The sequence below is a fragment of the Bradyrhizobium sp. USDA 4486 genome, from assembly GCF_054057995.1.
In genome coordinates, this window is the sequence record NZ_JBSRZV010000001.1 from 1133483 (window position 1) to 1149488 (window position 16006).

At 59.2% G+C, this 16006-nt stretch carries 14 protein-coding genes; 11 read left to right on the forward strand and 3 right to left on the reverse strand.

Annotated features, from left to right (window positions below):
• Window positions 1–127 precede the first annotated feature (127 nt).
• The 11 genes from ACVWY3_RS05455 (at window position 128) to ACVWY3_RS05505 (ending at window position 12171) form a co-directional block, all read left to right on the forward strand.
• Window positions 128–1705, forward strand: coding sequence for a class I adenylate-forming enzyme family protein (locus ACVWY3_RS05455; protein ID WP_456837537.1), 1578 nt, complete (start codon window positions 128–130; stop codon window positions 1703–1705).
• 29 nt (window positions 1706–1734) lie between these two features.
• The gene (locus ACVWY3_RS05460) at window positions 1735–2472 is read left to right on the forward strand and encodes an SDR family oxidoreductase (protein WP_456837538.1); all 738 of its coding nucleotides are present in this window, start codon (window positions 1735–1737) and stop codon (window positions 2470–2472) included.
• An 11-nt stretch (window positions 2473–2483) separates the two neighbouring features.
• Window positions 2484–3665 (forward strand): acyl-CoA dehydrogenase family protein, encoded by a 1182-nt coding sequence (locus ACVWY3_RS05465; RefSeq protein WP_456837539.1) that lies wholly within the window; start codon window positions 2484–2486, stop codon window positions 3663–3665.
• Between the two features lie 17 nt (window positions 3666–3682).
• Complete coding sequence (locus tag ACVWY3_RS05470) at window positions 3683–4828, forward strand: acyl-CoA dehydrogenase family protein (protein ID WP_456837540.1); 1146 nt, start codon at window positions 3683–3685, stop codon at window positions 4826–4828.
• A gap of 72 nt (window positions 4829–4900) precedes the next feature.
• Window positions 4901–5674, forward strand: a complete 774-nt coding sequence (locus tag ACVWY3_RS05475; protein WP_456837541.1) for an enoyl-CoA hydratase-related protein — start codon at window positions 4901–4903, stop codon at window positions 5672–5674.
• 411 nt (window positions 5675–6085) lie between these two features.
• A complete protein-coding gene (locus ACVWY3_RS05480) occupies window positions 6086–6694 on the forward strand; it encodes an SDR family oxidoreductase (protein WP_456837542.1) in 609 nt (202 codons plus the stop codon).
• 375 nt (window positions 6695–7069) lie between these two features.
• Entirely contained in the window at window positions 7070–8059 is a 990-nt protein-coding gene (locus ACVWY3_RS05485) for a fumarylacetoacetate hydrolase family protein (protein WP_456837543.1), read from the forward strand.
• 88 nt (window positions 8060–8147) lie between these two features.
• Window positions 8148–8945, forward strand: coding sequence for an enoyl-CoA hydratase/isomerase family protein (locus tag ACVWY3_RS05490; RefSeq protein ID WP_456837544.1), 798 nt, complete (start codon window positions 8148–8150; stop codon window positions 8943–8945).
• A 1-nt stretch (window position 8946) separates the two neighbouring features.
• Window positions 8947–10227 (forward strand): CaiB/BaiF CoA transferase family protein, encoded by a 1281-nt coding sequence (locus ACVWY3_RS05495; RefSeq protein WP_456837545.1) that lies wholly within the window; start codon window positions 8947–8949, stop codon window positions 10225–10227.
• An 86-nt stretch (window positions 10228–10313) separates the two neighbouring features.
• Complete coding sequence (locus ACVWY3_RS05500) at window positions 10314–11534, forward strand: ABC transporter substrate-binding protein (protein ID WP_456843296.1); 1221 nt, start codon at window positions 10314–10316, stop codon at window positions 11532–11534.
• 139 nt (window positions 11535–11673) lie between these two features.
• Entirely contained in the window at window positions 11674–12171 is a 498-nt protein-coding gene (locus ACVWY3_RS05505; RefSeq protein WP_456837546.1) for a winged helix-turn-helix transcriptional regulator, read from the forward strand.
• Here the strand turns inward: ACVWY3_RS05505 and ACVWY3_RS05510 are convergent.
• Genes ACVWY3_RS05510 through ACVWY3_RS05520 form a run of 3 tightly spaced genes read right to left on the reverse strand, consistent with a single transcriptional unit; the run spans window position 12151 to window position 15862 of the window.
• Entirely contained in the window at window positions 12151–13005 is an 855-nt protein-coding gene (locus tag ACVWY3_RS05510) for an FAD binding domain-containing protein (RefSeq protein ID WP_456837547.1), read from the reverse strand. The genes ACVWY3_RS05505 and ACVWY3_RS05510 overlap by 21 nt on opposite strands.
• Window positions 13002–15374 (reverse strand): xanthine dehydrogenase family protein molybdopterin-binding subunit, encoded by a 2373-nt coding sequence (locus ACVWY3_RS05515; RefSeq protein WP_456837548.1) that lies wholly within the window; start codon window positions 15372–15374, stop codon window positions 13002–13004. Before ACVWY3_RS05515 ends, ACVWY3_RS05510 begins: the two co-directional genes overlap by 4 nt.
• Entirely contained in the window at window positions 15371–15862 is a 492-nt protein-coding gene (locus tag ACVWY3_RS05520) for a (2Fe-2S)-binding protein (protein WP_456837549.1), read from the reverse strand. The genes ACVWY3_RS05515 and ACVWY3_RS05520 overlap by 4 nt, the downstream gene beginning before the upstream one ends.
• Between the last annotated feature and the right edge of the window lie 144 nt (window positions 15863–16006).

The window sequence follows — 16006 nt, forward strand, 5'->3', positions numbered from 1 at the left end:
GGAAGTGCAAAAATGGAGCTCGGGGCGGCCTGCTTTTGGCGCTTGACAAGTTCTAAAACAGAACGATAGTTTTCTGAAACACGATGGCCTCACGGGCCGCAGACAACCATTTCCAGGGAGGAGCGCTGTGGCGGAAGTCTCGGAGACGGTCGACATCGGTCGAATCGTCGCATCACTGCCGCGCCGTCTTCATGAAGTGATTGAGAGGCACGTCGCCCACGCGCCTGACAGTGTCGCTCTGGTGGAAGGCGCGCTGGCTTGGAGCTATCGCGAACTCCATCAGCAGCTCGGTGAGGTCGCTCGCCATCTCAGTTCCCTTGGTGTGAGGCCTGGTGATCGTGTGATGATCGTCAGCGAAAACTGCATCGCTCTTGCCGTTCTGCTGCTCGCCGCCAGTCGGCTCGACGCTTGGGCGATTGTTGCCAATCCTCGCTTGTCAGCGCGCGAGATCGATCAAATCCGAGATCACAGCGGCGCGCGGCGGCTTTTCTTCACGACCGTCACTTCCACCGAAGCTGCGGCGCATGCGGCTCGTCTTGGTGCGGAGGTGCGTCATATTGGTTCGCTTCAAGGAATTGGCGTCGGTAGGCTGAATTTGGCGACGCTTGCCGAGCCAGTGGAGCATGATGCCGCCAAGCAGATTGCGGTCTTGATCTACACGTCGGGTACGACTGGTGACCCCAAAGGCGTTATGCTCTCGCATGAGAATCTCCTCGTCAGCGCCGCAACCACGGCGCACTTTCGCAAGCTCGACGAGCGCGACCGAGTATACGTCGTGCTCCCGATCTCACATATCGTCGGGATCTCACTGCTCACAATGACGCTCCTCGTTGGCGGGACGGTGCAGCTCGTCAGCAAATACGATCCGCCCGCCTTGCTGAAGGCGATTGCAGAGGAGGGCGTCACGGTCGTGAATGGCGTACCGGCAACCTATCAGCGGTTACTGGAGTACAAAAAGCTTGCGCGCATCAAGCGGCTGGACCGGGGTTCCCTGCGCTTGATGGCGGTGGCAGGTGCGCCCCTTGATGTGACTCTAAAGGAGCGGATCGAGGCCGAGTTCGATCTGCCTCTCTTGAACGGCTACGGTATCACCGAATGCGCGCCTGGCATTGCCGGCGTCCGGTTCGATGCGCCACGTTCCGACAATACGGTGGGCACGATCTTGCCCGGCGTCGAGGCGCGCGTCAGGACGCGGGATGGATTGCCGCTCGAGGATGGAGAGGTCGGCGAGCTTCACGTGCGCGGGCGCAACGTTATGAGAGGCTACTACCGCGCCCCGGAGTTAACTGCCAAGGTGATCGATGGTGAAGGGTGGTTCAACACGGGGGACCTTGCGCGCTTCGATCGCGATTGTCTCTACATCGTTGGACGCACAAAGGAAATGATAATCCGCTCGGGGTTCAACGTCTATCCAGCCGAAATTGAAGCGGTGCTGAATGCGCATCGGGAAGTGCTTCAGTCGGCGGTGGTGGGGCGGCTGGTCGAAGGCAACGAGGAGGTGGTGGCCTTCGTTCAGTTGATCAAGGGGTCGACGGCCCGGCCAGCCGACCTGTCCGCGTACCTGAAAAATCAACTGACGGCCTACAAGCGGCCGTCCGAAATCATTGTGCTGGAAGCCTTGCCGGCCAGCTCGACTGGAAAAATCCTCAAGCACAAGCTGTCGGAGTCCCTCAAGGGCTCCCCAAATATTGCCGCGGCCGAATAGGGCGCGGTTACACACGACGGAGATAGGCTTTGTCCAAGAGAAACGCGACCGTAGCCGTGATCGGAGCTGGTGACTTTATCGGCGGCGAGATTGCCAAGAAATTCGCGGCAGAAGGCTTTAGCGTCTTCGCTGGCCGGCGCAATGGCGCAAAGCTCGAACCGCTGGTCAAAGACATCGAGGCCGCAGGCGGCGAAATCCACGCGCGTTCGCTCGATGCGCGCAAGGAGGAAGAGGTCATCTCCTTTCTTACGGACGCCGATAAGCACGCGCCGCTCGAAGTTTGCATTTTTAACATCGGCGCAAATGTCAATTTTCCCATCCTGGACACGACCGAGCGCGTGTTCCGCAAAGTATGGGAGATGGCTTGCTATTCCGGATTTCTCGCCGGCCGTGAAGCCGCCAGGCTCATGCTGCCTCGCGGCAAGGGCAACATCTTTTTTACTGGGGCAACGGCATCGCTGCGCGGCGGCTCGGGGTACGCGGCGTTCGCCAGCGCGAAATTCGGGTTGCGTGCAGTTGCACAGGCGGCGGCGCGCGAGCTGGGACCCAAGAACATCCATGTCGCTCATCTGATCATCGACGCCGGCGTTGATACCGAGTGGGTGCGTCAGCGCCGAATTGAGGCGTTTGGGCCGAACGCGCTAGACGACCCTGATCTGCTGATGCCCCCCAAATCGGTGGCGGAATCATATTGGCAGCTCTACCAGCAGCCGAAGAGTGCGTGGACATTCGAGCTCGAAATCCGCCCCTTTGGCGAGAAGTGGTGAAGGGGGAGCCCGTGGAGCTTGCGCTGTCGAAGGAAGATGCTGCCTTTCGTGACGAAGTTCGCGCCTTCATCGCCGAAAACTATCCCGCTGAAATGCGCGTCCCGAATCCGGAAACGGATCTGACAAAGGACCAGTCGCTGCTGTGGCATCGCATCCTCTACCGCAAGGGTTGGATTGCGCCTCTGTGGCCGAAGGAATATGGCGGCCCCGGCTGGTCGATCACCCAGCGCTTCATTTTCGAACAAGAGACCTCGCGCGCCGGAACGCTGCCGCCGCTCGCCTTCGGCATCACGATGGTCGGCCCCGTCATATACACGTTTGGCGACGAAGCCCAGAAGAAGAAGTTCTTGCCGCGAATTCTTTCCGGTGAGGATTGGTGGTGCCAAGGTTATTCCGAGCCGGGTTCAGGATCCGATCTCGCGTCGGTGCGTACCAAAGCGGTCCGCGACGGCGATCACTATGTGGTGAACGGTCACAAGACGTGGACCACCTTGGCACAGCATGCGGACTGGATCTTTTGCCTGGTCCGTACCGATCCCACAGCCAAGGCGCAGGCAGGCATCTCGTTTCTTCTTATCGACATGAAGTCGCCGGGCGTGACGGTACGTCCGATCATCACTATCGATGGGTCACACGAGGTCAACGACGTCTTTCTCGAAGATGTACGGGTGCCGGTCGCAAACCTAATTGGCGAAGAGAACAAGGGCTGGAGTTATGCCAAGTTCTTGCTCGGCAACGAGCGCACGAGCATGGCAGGCATCGGTCGCTCGATTCGCTCGCTTGAGAATCTGAAACGGATCGTTCGTTCCGAGATGGACGACACCGATCCGGCCTATTTCGAATTCTTCAAGGAGATCGCCCGCATCGAGCTTGACGTAATGGCGCTGGAGGCGACCGAACTTCGCGTGGTTGCGCAGATGGCGCGCGGCATCGAACCAGGTGCTGCGGCGTCCTTGTTCAAGATCCGCGGTACCGAGATCCTCCAAGAAATCACCGACCTGACGCATCGAGCGATCGGCAGCTACGGCCTTGCGCTTCGCGAGCATCCGGCGGGCAATAACCACTTCATGCCGGGACCGGATTACGCGCACACCGCCTCGGAGCATTATCTGAACTCACGCAAACTGAGCATCTTCGGCGGTTCTAATGAGATTCAGCGCAACATCATCGCGAAAGCCGTGCTCGGTCTTTAGGCGAAGAGGAAAGTCCGATGGACATTCAGTGGACGGAGGAACAGGAACTGCTTCGCGGCAGCCTCCAACGGTATCTGAAGAATCAGTATGACTTCGAGACGCGTCGTAAGATCGTTGCATCCGAGGAGGGATGGAGCGTTGCGCATTGGCGCGCCTTTGCCGATCTTGGATTGTTTGCGGCTCCCTTTCGTGAGGAACACGGTGGCCTAGGTGGCGGAGCCTTGGCGACGATGATCATCATGAACGAGTTCGGTCGCAATCTCGTGGTCGAACCGTTTTTCGAAACGGTGGTTCTCTCGGGCGGTCTGATCGAAAGTGCCGGCTCGGCCGAGCAGCGTGAGCAATTTCTATCGCCGGTCATCGCAGGCCGGTCGACATGGGCCCTGGCTTGGACCGAGGCGAAAGGCCGCTACGACCTCAACTGCGTCGCGACGAAGGCGAGGCGGGAAGGTGGTCACTACGTCTTGACCGGTGCCAAGACCGCGGTAATTGCCGCTCCTTGGGCCGATCGGCTGATCGTTTCCGCGCGCACCTCAGGCGAGAAGCGCGATCGCGAAGGCGTCAGTCTGTTCATTGTAGACCGTCATGCGACGAACCTCGATCTGCGCGGCTTCAGGACAATCGACGGCCGTAGGGCTGCCGAAGTGACGCTCAATAACGTACGCGTGCCCGCCGATCATCTGCTTGGGGGCGAAGGCGAGGGCGTCCGCCTGCTCGAAGGGTGCCGTGATCGGGCGATAGGTGCCCTTTGTGCCGAGGTGATCGGCGCTATGCGAGAACTCAATTCGGCGACCCTTGAGTACAGCAAGACGCGGAAGCAATTTGGGGTGCCGCTCGGCACATTCCAGGTGCTGCAGCACCGAATGGTCGACATGTTCATCGCGCTGGAGGAGGCGGCCTCGCTGGCGCAATATCTCAATCTCAGCTTATCGACCGGCGAGCGCAACATCTCGAAGATCGCGTCCGGCGCAAAGACCAAGATCGGCTATGCCGCAAAGTTCGTTGCCGAGCAAGCTATCCAGCTTCATGGCGGGATGGGCATGACGGATGAGTTGAACATTGGCCACTATTTCAAGCGCATCGCCTCGTTGAACACACAGTTCGGTGACCCGGCGTTCCACTTGGCCAGTTTTGCCAGGCAGGACGACGCGGCGGCTGCTTGATTGGCAGAACCCCGTGCAAGCGCCGAAGCGCCTACGCGCAGTTGCACGAGGGATTCAGTAGGAGAAAGCGCAATGAGTGAACATGTGAGAGCGGAACTCGATGGCAGCGTGTTGGTGGTCACGTTGCAGCGCGCAGACAAGAAAAATGCGATTACTGGTGCGATGTATCATGCGATGTCCGACGCGCTCGCTCGCGCGGAGGCTGAGGACGCAATTAAGGTTGTGCTGTTCCAGGGCGACGGCGACAGCTTTACCGCCGGAAACGATCTCGCCGACTTCAAGGCTCGGTCGACTGCAAACACCGAAGATGAATCCCCGGCGTTCCGTTTCATTGGAGCCCTCGGCAGGGCGTCCAAGCCAATCGTCGCGGCCGTCCAGGGCAATGCCGTCGGGGTCGGAACGACCATGCTCTTGCATTGTGACCTGGTGTACCTCGCCGAAGATGCGCGGCTTGCGACGCCATTCGTCAACTTGGCCCTCGTGCCCGAAGCTGCCTCGAGCTGGCTGCTGCCACTGCGGATTGGTCACGTCAGGGCCTATCAGATGTTTGCTCTTGGCGAGCCAATCGATGCCGCGGCCGCGGTTGCTTCAGGGCTTGCCAACGCGGTCGTGCCCGCGGCCGAGCTCAGGGCCAAGGCAAAAGCCGCCGCCGACGTGCTGGCAAAGCGACCCGCGGGCGCCCTGAGTGCGACCAAGCGCCTGATGCGCGACGTGGCGCGCATTCAAGCACAGATGGCGGATGAGGGCGAGGCCTTCAAAGTGCGGCTTAAGACTCCCGAAGCGCGAGAGGCTTTCGCGGCCTTCGCGGAACGCCGCCCGCCTGATTTTACCAAACTGTCCGGGTGAGAGGCCATCTCATCCAGGAAGACGATACCGCAGCGATCAACGCGCCAGATCGAGGCTTCAGGTGACGGAACGCGATTGCCAATAATGGGCGACACGGTGCCGCGCTTTGGCGGAAAGCGCTGACCCGCTCATTCGTCATACGGCTGCTTGATCTGGCAATCAAGCACGATCAATTTGCTCGCTTGATGTCCGGCACAAACGTCGGAACGCATCAACCGAGGCGAGGGTCAGAGGGGGCGTGATGACCGAGGCACCACGGAACACTCAGGAGCAAACCAAGGACGTCGCCTTGATCGTCGGGGGAGGTCCCGGCATCAGTTCGAGTTGTGCGAAATTGTTTGTGCGGAGTGGCATGCGCGTCGCCGTAGCGGCCAGGAATCCGGAGAAACCTGTACTTGAGTCCTTGAGAAGATGCACGGCGTGCGCCGATACGCATGTGATGCCAGCAATCCCGCGGACGTGTCGCAGATGTTCGGGAATGTCGTTCAGGACCTCGGTGCTCCGACCCTTGTCGTCCATAACATCGATGGCCGCGTGCCCGGCATTTTGCGCAAGAGTATCACCGAGGCGGACCCCGCCCTGGCATTCGAAACTATCAAGAACGCGACCTTTAGCGCTTTCTTGGTTGGGCAGCATGCAGCTCGTTTGATGCTTGGAAATCATTTGGGTGCCAACGGCGCAAAGGGGACGATTATTTTCACCAACGCAAGCGCAGCACTCAAGGGCTATCCGGCTAGCGGAGCCTTCGCCATGGCTTGCCACACCAAGGCAGGCCTTGCACAGAGCATGGCACGGGAGCTGATGCCGCAGGGTATCCATGTGGCGAATGTACCCATCGACGCGGCGATCGGATTTGAGCAACAGGACGGAACGCGCGCACACCGTCTGGCTGGCACGACCGTCGACGACAACATGGCTCATCCAGACCATATAGCTGAAACCTATCTGCAACTGCACCGTCAGCATCGCTCGACTTGGGCTGTCGAAATCGTACTGCGACCGTGGCTTGAGAAATGGTGACGGACTCCAGTTTTCATGGCGACTCTGGCCGTGAGGTTGGACGGATGCCGGCATCGAACCTGAACGTCTCAAACCGACCGGTGTGATTGGCTCGAAAGCCGGCGCACCGCCCTGAGTGCGAAAAGGCGACGGCGAAGATCTGCCGTAGTGACGAACCCGCCCGCAGAGCGCTGCCGTTTGGCAGAGCGCTCAGCCCGGGCCCAAGTTTGGGTCAGCGCCGCAACGGGTCGGGAAGCGCCCGGTTGTGTCGACGAGTAATTTCCGCGGTTCGATCATTTCCTCGTCCGGCCACCATATCTAACTTGCAAAATGCAAGTCATGATGTATGTTGCCGTTGAGAGGCGAGGAAACGCTCGCCAGCATGGGAGCACGCGGGTGAAGCTTGCGACATATCGCGCCAACGGTCGAGAGAAGGTCGGCCTGGTTCACGAGGGTGACAGGAAGCTGTTCGATCTTGCTTCCGCAGCCCTCCGCGCAGGCAGGGACGATCCCTCGTTTAGCTCAATGCTCGCGCTGATCGATCGGGGCGACGCAGCCTTGGAGGAGGCGTCAAAGCTGTTTGATCGCTTTGAAAAAGACCAGGAACTGTCGCATCCTATCGACGCATCCGAGATTCTGGCTCCGTTACCCGAGCCACGTCAAATGCGCGACGGCATGTCGTTTCCGTTGCACATTGTTCAAAGCCCGATCGGGCATCTGAAGCTGAAGGCTCGAAAGGCGGGGGACATTGCGGAGCTTGCGCGTCTGCAAGCCGCGCCGTTGCCGGAGTTGCCGGAGGTGTATCGCAAGCAACCAATCTACTACATCACGAACCGGTTCAGCGTGAACGGAACCAACACGACGATCAAGTGGCCGCGTTACAGCCAGGTAATGGATTACGAACTTGAGTTTGGGATCATCACAAAGGGCAAGGCTGCGAATATCACGGTGACGAACGCGCGCGATCACATATTCGGCTACACCATATTCAATGACTTTTCCGCGCGTGATGCGCAACGCGTCGAGATGGAGGGGCGTCTCGGGCCTGCCAAAGGCAAGAGCTTCGACGGCGGAAACGTTCTCGGGCCATGGATCGTCACGCCGGATGAGATTGGAGATCCCTACCAGCTCAGAATGGAAGCCAGGGTCAATGGCGAGGTGCGGTCGCAGGGTACGAGCGAGGGCATGCTGTTTTCGTTCGAGGAGATCATCGCTCACGTGTCTCGCGATGAGACCTTGATGCCAGGCGAATTCATCGGCTCCGGAACGGTGGGAAATGGCTGTGGCCTTGAGCTCGGGTGGTACCTTGAACATGGCGACGTTGTCGAGTTGGAAGTCGAGAAGATTGGTATCTTGAAGAATAGAGTCGAGCGCCAAGGTCCCTGAGAGGCGTCTGCGTGGCGCTCCTGCGGCGGCCTCGCGAGAGCGTCTCGCCGGGAAAGTGCGAAGACTGTTTGAAAATTGGGAGGTGACGATGTCCGACAATGAACTGGTGTCCCGTGAACAAACCGGCCAAGTCTCGGTGTTGACGATGACGTACCGGCCCTACAATCTACTTGGCCCAAAGCTGATCAACGCAATTGTGGAGCAGATCGAGGCCGCACAAAAGGACGGCAGTCGGGCGATTGTGATCCGCAGCGGCTTGCGGCATTTTTCTGCCGGCGCCGATCTCGATATTTTCGACAAACGGATCGAGACGGGGAGCTCCAGCTCGGCGAGCGAGAATAGGCGGCTCACTGGTGTCGAATTTCTTCGGTTCATGGAGCTGTTGCCAATCCCGATCATCGCAAGCGTCCATGGCGTCTGTTTGGGAGGCGGGCTCGAGCTTGCGCTGGCCTGCGATTACATCATCTCAGCCTCGTCGGCCAAGATTGGATCGGTCGAGGCGACACTCGGCCTTCATCCTCTGTTGGGAGGAATTCAACGCCAAGTACAGCGGATCGGGGCACAGCGCGCCAAGGAGATGTCGATGCTGGCCAGGCGCTACGATGCACCAACTCTGGAAAAATGGGGGTTGATCAATCTGACTGTACCCGAGGAACAATTGGCCCAGGCTACGATGTCTATCGCGCAGGAATTTGCGCAAGGGCCAACCTTGGCGCATGCAGCGACCAAGGAACTCGTCCATATTGCCGTCAACGAGGGGGTCGGCGCCGCCGACGAGGCGATGGCGCGCGTGCAGGCGCCGATCTGGGCTTCCGAGGATCTAAAGACGGGGCTTGCGTCATTCCGCAAGAACGGCCCCGGTCTCGCGAAATTCGTGGGGCGCTAACATGAGCGGACCTCTCAGCGGACTTCGCGTCGTCGACTTCTCCCGCGTGTTGGCTGGCCCCCTGTGCGCCCGGACTTTGCAGGATCTCGGAGCCGAGGTCATCAAGGTTGAGCCGCCGAGCCCGGATGTTTCGCGCTTTGCGTTTCCGTCGACCGACGGGATGTCGGGCTACTATGCGCAGCAAAATGCTGGAAAGCGCAATGTTAGCATCAATCTCAATATTCCGGGTGCCTATGAGCTCGCATTGAAGCTCTGCGACACTGCCGACATCATCGTCGAAAATTTCCGGGCGGGAACGCTTGGCTTCTTCGGTCTCGACTATCAGACGCTGTCAAAGCGCAACCCGCGTCTGATCTATGCGTCCATCACCGGCTATGGCCAGGGTGGCCCCTGGCGAAGCCGAATGGCTTATGCGCCGACCGTGCAAGCCGAGGCCGGGTTTACCGACAATAGCATTCGTCACTACGGTTCTGCTCTGACAGAGCCGAGAACTGATAGCCTGTCGCATGCTGACGTCTACGCTGGATTGCAGGCTGTCATCGCGATTCTTGCGGCCGTCAATAGCCGGGAGAAGACCGGGCGTGGTCAATACATCGACGTCGCGATGGCAGCGACGCTGTTGGCTGTAAATGAGCGCGCTCATGTCGATCTATCCGATGACGATATCGGTGCCGAGCCTGCCGTATTAGGGGCGACGGACTGCTCGTTCTTCACGGGACCGCAGGGAGAGCATTTTACTGTGGCGACCAGCATCATTGGTAGCCGGACCTTTCCGTCGTGGATGCGCGCCATGCGCCGGTCCGACCTCATCGATGATCCGCGTTTTGGCAGTGCGGCGGCGCGTCGCTTGAACTTCGGCGCGCTTCACCAGATCATCCAGTCGTGGATTTTGACGTTTCCCGATATGGCGACGTTGGACGCCCAGTTCGACGAAGCCAAGATTGCTATGGGCGAGATTCGCTCCATCAAGGAGATTGCTGCCTCGGAATGGAGCGATTATTGGGGAGCCGTTCAGCGCGTTTCCGACCGCACCGGTGGGGAATATGTGCTGCCGGGCAGACCTTGGCAGTTTTCCGGCGAAGAGTTGACGCCAATCGGAACGCCCGCATTTCAGGGTGAGCACAATCGGGCGGTGTTTAGCGAACTCGGCGTGACGGAGGCTGAGTTGAAGCGGCTGACTGAGGTCGGAGCGCTCGTAACCCATCGTCGCGCGCTTGAGCCCGACGTCGCCGTAAAGCAGCCGGCGCTCAGGACACAGGCTGGCCCGGGCCAGGCCGCATGACTGCTGAGATCGATTGGTGGAGTGCGGGGCGGTCGGGTAGATGCCGCACCGCGAGAATCCGCCTGCGAGGTAGACAACACATGCGTATGCCGTCGAATGGAAAAGCGCTCGCCTTTACGGCTGTAATGGCGATCGTCGGTGCTATTCCGTCATTGGCGGCGGATACGAAATACGACCCCGGTGCCAGCGACGGCGAGATCAAGGTCGGCAATACCATGCCATATAGCGGACAGGGGTCGGCGTGGGGGCTGCTCGGGAAAGCCGAGGCCGCGTACTTCGAAAAAGTAAATGCCGAAGGTGGCGTTGCCGGGCGCAAGATCAAGTTCATTAGCTACGATGATGGCTATAGTCCACCAAAGACGGTCGAGCAGGTCCGCCGTCTTGTCGAAAATGACGAGGTGCTGTTGGTTTTCAGCCCGTTTGGTGTTCCGACGAATACGGCAATTCATAAATACATGAATGCCAAAAAGGTACCGCAGCTATTCGTGGGGGGCGGTGGCTCGAAGTGGAATGATCCCAAGAACTTCCCATGGACAATGGGATTTCAGCCCTCGTTTCTGATCGAAGGCAGGGCCTATGGCCAGTACCTTGCGAAAAACCATCCGAATGGCAAGATAGCGGTGCTGTATCAGCATGACGATTACGGGAAAGATATCCTCAACGGGCTCAGGCAGGGATTGGGTTCGAGGACATCTATGATCATCGCCGAGGCAAGCTACGAGGTCTCGATGCCGACGGTCGATTCTCAGGTGGTGCAGCTGAAAGCTTCTGGCGCCGACATATTTATGAACTTCGCCGGGCCGAAATTTGCCGCGCAGGCGATCCGAAAGGCCGCAGAGCTCGGTTGGAAACCGGTGCATATTCTGAATATCCCAGCAGCATCGATCGGCGCCGTGATCAAGCCGGCGGGCTTTGAAAACTCACAAGGGATCATCTCCGGCGGTTTCCTCAAGGATGCGAGCGACCCCGCCATGGCCAATGATTCCGGTGTTCAACGATACCTCGACTTTATCCAGAAGTATTACCCTGGAGCTGACGTAACCTCGACGGGCAACACGCAGGGATACGTCATGGCGCAGGCCCTGGTACACGTCTTGAAACAAGCTGGAGATGATCTCACGCGCGAGAACATCATGCGGCAGGCTGCTGCCATCAGGGGGCTCGAGATCGACATGTTGATGCCTGGCATCAAGGTCACGACCGGTCCCGATGATTTCGCTCCCGTGGAATCGATCCAACTTCGGCGCCTTGTCGGCGAGAGATGGCAGGCGTTCGGTCCCGTCATCGAGGCGGCAACCGACCCCTAGGACCGAGCAAGTACCAAGGCAGCTTCAAGCTGCCTTCTGGACCTGCATGCGGCTTGACGGTATGATTTAGGGTCACTCTCAACCCGGGAGAGCCATGCCAGGTTCGCAGCAAGGACGTCTCGCCAACAAAGAATGCTCCATGGCAAGAGCCATGGAGGTCGTCGGCGATCGCTGGTCGATCCTCATCTTGCGCGAAGCCTTTTATGGTGTGAAGCGCTTTGATGAATTTGAATTCTACATCGGTATTGCGCCAAATATCCTGAGCAACCGGCTAAAGAAGCTTGTCGACGCGGGGGTGATGACGCGCCACTCATTGCCCGAGCATCCCAGACGTTACGAATATGTGCTCACCGAGAAGGGGCGCGACTTCTTTCCGGCCTATCTCGCGTTGAAAAAATGGGGAGATGACTGGCTTGCCGAACCGGCAGGGCCGCAGGTAGTCTTTCGCGAACGCCACAGCGGCAGTCCGATCGAATATCCGAGACTGCAGACGAAGAACGGCAAGTTGCTGAGTATCGACGACGTTGAAGTGATCGCCGGCTCGGGGGCTGTTCCCTTCAACCGCAAGCGCTTTGCCGGCGCTGGCTCCAGTGCTTCTGATATCGTCGCCCCGGCCTCACGACGCAAGCGCAAGTAGCGCGCGCCGCACTTCCGTGTTGATCAAGTTCGCGCGGTATTCCGCCGATGCGTACCGATCGGACAGGCACTCGGTGGTTTCGCTGATCAGCCTGGCCGCGTGGTCGATATTGTCGCGCGACAACGCTTTGCCGATCAGAAAGTCTGCAGCCTCTTGACTGAGGAAGGCATGATTCGCAGCGCCGGTGATGCCGACTGACGCTGCCTCGACGGTGCCATTCTGGAGACATAGGCCGGCAGCGACACCCACCACGGCAAACCCGCTCGCGGGATGACGGACCTTGCGATAGGTGAAGCGCGAACCCGGCGTTGGCTTACGGATATGAACAGCCACCAGGATCTCATCCGGCTCCAGGATGGTCGAGAAGATGTCGACGAAAAAATCCTTCGCCGCAACACGCCTTGACTTGTTGAAAGCCGCGATTTCGACCTCGGCCTGCAACGCAACGATGATCGCTGGCCAATCCGCCGCAGGATCGGCATTTGCGAGTGAACCGCCGATCGTTCCGCGGTTGCGCACCTGCGGGTCAGCAATCAGACGTGCAGCCTCGCGAAAGACTGGCAATTCCGCGTTCAGGGCCTGAGAGGCAAGCAGTTCAGCATGCGTCGTCAGCGCGCCGATCTTGATGCTGTCGCTGCCTATCTCGATTCCCTTCAGCTCGGCGATTCCGCCGATATCGACCAAGCGGTTTGGAGCTGCCAAACGCAACTTCAGGGCCGGCAGTAGGGTGTGGCCCCCCGCGACGAGCTTTGTCCCGTCTGGATCGTCGCGCAGCATGCCAATCGCTTCTTTCAGCGTCGAGGCACGAACATAGTCGAACGCTGCGGGAATCATCGGGTTGCTCCATTACGTGCATTGCTGATCGCCGCCCAAACGCGAGGCGGCGTCAGGGGCATATCGAGATGCATGATGCCAAACGGTGCTAAGGCATCGAGCACGGCATGAACCATGCAAGGCGGAGCTGCGATGGACCCGCTTTCCCCGATGCCCTTGACCCCAATCGGGTTGGTGGGCGAGGGCGTAACCTGAAACTCCGAACGAATATTCGGTACGTGTTCGGCGCGCGGAACTGCGTAGTCGAGCAGCGAGCCCGTCAACAACTGCCCATCGTCAGGATCGTAGCTCACCTCCTCATAGATCGCTTGCGCGATACCCTGCACAACGCCGCCATGGATCTGTCCGGCGGCCAGCAAAGGATTGACCACGGTGCCGACGTCATCAACGGCAACGTAGTCGAGGATATCGACGACTCCGGTTTCCGGATCGACTTCGACATAGGCAAGATGGATCCCTGAGGGGGAGCCCATACCCATTGGATCATAGAACACTGTCTCGTCGAGCCCTGGAGCGACATCATTCGGAAGCTGGTGACCTACAAGGGCCATGCGCGCCACATTTGGAAAGGTGACCGGCTTGATATCGGTGCCGGGAACGCTGAATGAGCCCGCCGAATATGAAACGTCTTTTTCGTCGACCTCCAGCATGCCCGCCGCGATCTTCTTCGCCTTGGCGACGATGCGCTGCGCACAGACGTGAACACTCGAGCCACCAACCGCCATTGAACGCGAGTTGAAGGTACCATGGCCAGCCTGGACTTGACGCGTATCACCTTGAACCACGTCGATGTTTTCGATGGGGATCTGAAGAACATCCGCAGCGATCTGTGACAATGATGTCACGTGACCGTGTCCTTGACTCATCGACCCCGAGAAGATGGTGGCCCGACCGCTGGAATCGATCGCGACGCGTGCGCTCTCCCAGCCGCCGCGATCAAACCCGATCATCGACAGGCGCCGTGAAGGCGCCATGCCGCACATATGCACATAGGCGGCGAGGCCGATACCCCGGTAAACGCCCTTGGCCCTGAGGCTCTCCTGCTCGTTGCGACGTCCCTCATAGTTGAAGGATGCGAGCGCTTTCTCGAGCAGTCCCTGATAGTTTCCGCTGTCGTAGATTACAGCCTGGCTGCCATAGGGCCGGTACGGGAATTCGGCTTGCCTCACGAAGTTCCTTCGCCGGATTTCGACCTGATCGAGCCTGAGATGGCGAGCCACAGCGTCGATCGCGCGCTCGGCGATATATCCGCCTTCGGGGCGACCGTAGCCGCGATAGGCGTCGACCGGAACAGTATTAGTGACGACAACGCGAGACGTCGCCTCATAGTTGTCAATCTTGTAGGTGCCGGTTCCGAAATTGACGGTATTCACGGTGGGACCGCCGCTCGCCATGTTGGACAGATACGCACCGACATTGCCGAGCGTATCAACCTTCAAGCCAAGAATAGTGCCGTCGTTCTTGAAGGCGACTTCAATTTTCTCGGTGTGGGCGCGACCGTGGCTGGTCGACTGATGGCTTTCCGAGCGGCTCTCCCACCACTTGACCGGCACGCCCAGCTCCCGTGCGAGGTGAGGACAGAGCAGATCCTCCGGATAAAGATGCATCTTCGCGCCGAAGCCGCCGCCAATGTCCGGGGCGATGATCCGCAATTGATGTTCGGGAAAGCCGATCGTCTCGGCAATCCAGCGTCGATGCATGTGCGGGACCTGGCTGCCGATATAGACCGAAAGCGTACCATCGGGGTCAGGGGCGGCTACAATAGCGCGCGTTTCCATGCAGGTTGGAATCAGACGATTGTTGACGACCCGCAAACGAATAACCTGATCGGCCTCCTCGGCGGCCTTCTTGTAGTCGCCGCCGCGCACCTTGTAGATCGTCGTGACGTTGTTCGGGACGTTTTGGTGCAGTTGCGGCGCGCCCTCGCGCACAGCGGCCTCTTCGTCGGTGACGACGGGCAAAACTTGATAATCCACCTCAATCAAGCCGACCGCATCGTAGGCTTGCGCCAGCGTCTCGGCGACGACCAACGCGACACACTCGCCGACAAAGCGAACGCGCTCAGTCGCAACGACCGGCCGGAACGGGACCTTGCTGCCAGGCATGATCCAGTTCGGCATAATAGGGCCGAGCTTGCCGACGAGCTCTTTTCCGGATAGCACAAGCCGTACGCCGGGCGCGGCTTTGGCGGTGTCTAGATCGATGGCCTTGATCTCGGCATGCGCATGGGGAGACCGCAACACTGCCATATGCAGCATGCCCGGAATTCTGATGTCATCGACGTAGCGGCCCTTGCCGGTCAGCAGCTTGAAATCTTCGCGCCGTTTGACCGGCTGGCCGACGTAACGGGTCACGGTCATGTCGTTCATGGGTTCGATCCCCTCGATGCAACCGATTCAATGGCTCGAACGATGTTGTTGTAGCCGGTACAACGGCAGATATTACCGCCCAGTCCGTGGCGGATATCCGCTTCGCTCGGAGCCGCATAATCCCTAAGGACTTGTCGAGCGCTCATTACCATGCCCGGCGTGCAGAAGCCGCATTGCAGGGCGTGATGTTCATGGAAGGCGGATTGCACAGGATCAAGCGCGGCGGTGGCGGTCGACAATCCCTCGATCGTCGTAATTGAGCGACCATCCGCCATCACCGCGAGGATGGTGCAGGACTTGACCGCTTGCCCGTCCATTTCGACAGTGCAGGCGCCGCATTGAGAAGTATCGCAGCCAACATGGGTTCCTGTCAGGCCGAGATCGTCCCTGATGAGGTGAACGAGAAGCTTGCGCGCCTCAACGTCCACGGTTTCATGACGACCATTGATGGTCACTGTTACTGAGTGACGCCTGTCGGGCTTGGACATTTATCCTCCTGCGGACCGTTGGTGTCCAAACGGCCTTTTGCTTTGAGTTATAACTCTAATAATAAGAGTTGCTGATGGCAAGTGATTTTTGTAGGCTTGTCCGCGTCGCCCAGTCCTATTTCCAAGACACGCGCATTCTGGCAG

Bases quoted from the DNA above. Each gene is read 5' to 3' on its own strand.
- ACVWY3_RS05470 (WP_456837540.1), top strand. From the start codon at position 3,683: ATGGACATTCAGTGGACGGAGGAACAGGAACTGCTTCGCGGCAGCCTC.
- ACVWY3_RS05475 (WP_456837541.1), top strand. From the start codon at position 4,901: ATGAGTGAACATGTGAGAGCGGAACTCGATGGCAGCGTGTTGGTGGTC.
- ACVWY3_RS05480 (WP_456837542.1), top strand. From the start codon at position 6,086: ATGCACGGCGTGCGCCGATACGCATGTGATGCCAGCAATCCCGCGGAC.
- ACVWY3_RS05490 (WP_456837544.1), top strand. From the start codon at position 8,148: ATGTCCGACAATGAACTGGTGTCCCGTGAACAAACCGGCCAAGTCTCG.
- ACVWY3_RS05495 (WP_456837545.1), top strand. From the start codon at position 8,947: ATGAGCGGACCTCTCAGCGGACTTCGCGTCGTCGACTTCTCCCGCGTG.
- ACVWY3_RS05500 (WP_456843296.1), top strand. From the start codon at position 10,314: ATGCCGTCGAATGGAAAAGCGCTCGCCTTTACGGCTGTAATGGCGATC.
- ACVWY3_RS05505 (WP_456837546.1), top strand. From the start codon at position 11,674: ATGGCAAGAGCCATGGAGGTCGTCGGCGATCGCTGGTCGATCCTCATC.
- ACVWY3_RS05510 (WP_456837547.1), bottom strand. From the start codon at position 13,005: ATGATTCCCGCAGCGTTCGACTATGTTCGTGCCTCGACGCTGAAAGAA.
- ACVWY3_RS05515 (WP_456837548.1), bottom strand. From the start codon at position 15,374: ATGAACGACATGACCGTGACCCGTTACGTCGGCCAGCCGGTCAAACGG.
- ACVWY3_RS05520 (WP_456837549.1), bottom strand. From the start codon at position 15,862: ATGTCCAAGCCCGACAGGCGTCACTCAGTAACAGTGACCATCAATGGT.